The sequence below is a fragment of the Neisseria sp. P0009.S007 genome (assembly GCF_051962515.1).
This window is the reverse complement of record NZ_JBQCVF010000160.1, coordinates 1-3,435: the sequence shown is the minus strand read 5'-3', so window position 1 is coordinate 3,435 and position 3,435 is coordinate 1. Positions and strand designations below refer to the sequence as shown.

Here is a 3,435-nt window from a genome sequence, read left to right as displayed (position 1 = left end):
CAAACCATTAGAATGATAAGGAAAAAAACATGGCACAATTTTTCGCCATCCATCCCGATAATCCCCAAGACCGCCTCATCAAGCAAGCCGCCGATATTGTCCGCAGTGGCGGCGTCATCGTTTACCCTACGGATTCCTGCTATGCGCTTGGCTGCAAACTAGGCGACAAAAACGCGATGGAGCGTATTCTAGCGATTCGTAAAATCGATCAAAAACACCATCTGACCCTGATGTGTGCCGATTTGAGCGAATTGGGTACTTATGCCAAAGTAGATAATGCCCAATTCCGCCAGCTCAAAGCAGCTACGCCCGGCAGTTATACCTTTATCCTGCAGGCAACCAAAGAAGTACCCAATCGCACGCTTCACCCCAAGCGTAAAACCATCGGTCTGCGTGTTCCTGATAACGCTACTGCCTTGGCACTTTTGCAAGAATTGGGCGAACCTATTTTAAGTTGCACCCTTATGCTGCCTGAAGATGAAGAGCCATTGACCGATCCATACGAAATCCGAGATCGTCTTGAACATGCTGTCGATTTGGTTATTGATGGCGGCTGGTGCGGTACTGAGCCGACGACAGTTATCGATATGACCGATGGCACCGAGCTGATTCGTCAAGGCAAGGGCGATATTGCCGTATTCGGTTTGTAAAACCATCCGCATTTGTATAAGTAGGGATATGCGTATTCTTTCTATGACGTATTAAAAGCATATTGCCAATTTTATTGATAGTTTAAAAAACAAATTATTCAATTAAGCAATTGTTCAAAATCATTTCATCAAAGGCCGTCTGAAATCTTTCAGACGGCTTTTTCCATTTTTTAGAAAACAATTCATTTTAAATAAAATTACGAGCAATTGGCACGTTGCTTGCATGATTACTGTGATTGCTGATGACTTGTCGACGGAATACAACATTACGCTTATTAATAAAAACATGACTGGAGAACTTTTGATGATTGGTTTTTCTGTTTAAACGTCATGATTTTGTTTAAAAATTAAAGATAATCGGTTGATATTTTAGACTAGCGGATATTTTGTAAGTATGAAATACTATACCGTTGCGGGATAGTCAAAAGCCTAAATTTCGTCTCAAAGTGACAATAAACGTCAGCTTGAGATAAGCATTTTGCTGGGAAACCCTCGCATAAATTCTTAAAGTAGCGTCATGCTCATGCTCACGCTTTTACCTATCATAAAAAGAGAAAGACACACCTATGAATAAGATATTTAAAGTTGTTTGGAACCGTACGATTCAATCTTTTGTCGTAACTTCCGAATTGGCCAAAGGCCGTGTGAAATCGTCTGCAGAACAAAACAGTACAGATGTATCTGCCGAATCCGGTAAAAATGGTATTGCGACAGTTTTCAGATTGACAGTAATTTCGGCAGCTCTTTTGGGTGCAGGTAATTCGTATGCGGCAACTGCGGGACGAGGACAAATTGCGGTTGATCCTCCGACCAGTGCTACTGCGGTCAGCGGTGCAACAGCGACCGGTATTGGTGCGCTGTCAATAGGAGCATCAGCCAATGCTACGGCTAATGGTGCAGTTGCGGTAGGTACGAGTGCAAATGCAACACATAATAACAGCCTGGCCGTGGGTACCAATGCTAAAGCTACTCAAACTCATGCTGTTGCAATGGGTGCAGATACAAGTGCAAGTAGTTCATATGCAACAGCGATAGGTAAAAGTGCCAATGCTGTTTCTGTAGATTCAACAGCATTGGGTGCAGATTCCAAAGCAAATGGTACGCAAGCGACAGCGGTAGGTAAGAATGCTCTTGCCAATAATACGAACACAACAGCATTGGGTAATTCGGCGCAAGCATTTGGTATAGGCTCAATGGCTTTGGGCCAATCCAGCACATCAAGAGGTCAAGACGGCATTGCAATTGGCAGCGGCAGTCAGGCTGCAGCCAATGCGCAAAATGCCATTGCAATCGGTACCAATGCAGTGGGTTATCAAAGTGAGTCTATTGCCATAGGTAATTCAGCCCAAGCTCAAACTGGAAATACCATTGCCATCGGTAAAAGTGCAGTGGCAAATTCTCCAGCTTCGGGTAATGCAGCATCAAGTGCTATTGCACTTGGTGCAGACGCGAATGCAACAGGACTTGGTACGATTGCTATTGGACGTGCATCTGGGGTTCTTTCGCAAAATATTATGAATGTGAATGTAACTCACAATAATATTGCTATTGGTAATACGGCTCGAGTAGGCGATTCAAGTAGTTCTAAGATAACTCAGTCTATTGCTATTGGTTCAGGTAACCGTGTTGATCCACAGGGCAGACCTGAGGGTGCGTGGGCAAAGGGAGACCAATCTATTGCGGTTGGTGGCAATGTCTTGGCTAATGGTAATTCATCTGTTGCTATTGGTGGTGATGATTTAGATTCGGTAGGTGGTACTCGATATTCTGGCAATGCAACGGATAAATTCATCAAATATAATGAAAAAGGTGCAAAGACCGGTGAATATACGCTGAGCGGTAAAAGTCTGCGTGATATTTATAAAGAGATGACTGGTGATACGATGTATAGCGGTTCTTATGGTAATACTATTGCCGGTCAAGGTTCTGTTGCATTAGGTGTGCAGTCTAATTCATCTGCCGATTTGTCTCTGGCTATCGGTACCAAATCTCAGGCCACTGCCTTTGGTGGTGTAGCTTTGGGTACAGGTGCGAAGGCTACTTTGCTGAATTCTGTGGCTTTGGGTACGGCTTCTAAAACCGATAAAGAAGGTCAGGCATACGTTCAACGCGAAATTATGGGTGTAACCTACACTTGGGCAGGCGGTCAAACTACCGATGCCGGTGATGTTGTGTCTGTCGGTTCCAAAGGTTACGAACGCCAAATCATTAATGTATCCCCTGGCGATATTTCCGCTACTTCCACTGATGCGATCAACGGCTCACAGCTTTATGGTGTTTTGAGTGCAATTGAGCGTGTCCGCTATTTCTCTGTTAAGTCAGAAGAAGGCAAAACTGACGGTACGAAAAACTGGAACAATGACGGTGCAAAAGCAACCAATTCGATTGCCATCGGACCGAATGCGGCAACAAGTACTGGTGCGACGGGTAGTGTTTCCTTGGGTCATAATGCCAACGTACTTGGCGAAGATTCTGTTGCTGTTGGTCCAAATGCAACGGTAACTTCGGGAACTGTTGGCGCTGTTGCCTTAGGTTCTAATGCCAATTCCCGCGGTACAGGTTCTATCGCCATAGGTTTGAATACAGAAAATAATTACAATTACTCTGTAGTCGTTGGTGCTCACAGTAGAGCCAACTATGGAAATGCAACCGTTGTCGGTGCAAGGGCAGCGGCACAAAATAACGGTACGGCAATGGGCTATTTGTCAAATGCAGTCGGTGATGATTCTGTTGCAATCGGTCATCAGGCGCAGACAACGCAAGCTTATTCTATCGCCATTGGTAA

At 44.5% G+C, this 3,435-nt stretch carries 2 protein-coding genes; both read left to right on the top strand.

Translation table 11 applies throughout. From position 1 onward, the window contains the following. Positions 1-29 precede the first annotated feature (29 nt). Positions 30-650 carry an L-threonylcarbamoyladenylate synthase gene (locus tag ACTHS3_RS10830; protein ID WP_036491940.1) on the top strand — a complete coding sequence of 207 codons (621 nt, stop codon included), beginning with the start codon at positions 30-32 and terminating at the stop codon, positions 648-650. Positions 651-1,216: 566 nt separating this feature from the next. Then, on the top strand, positions 1,217-3,435 hold a 2,219-nt coding region (locus tag ACTHS3_RS10825), incomplete at its 3' end, for an ESPR-type extended signal peptide-containing protein (protein WP_440367946.1).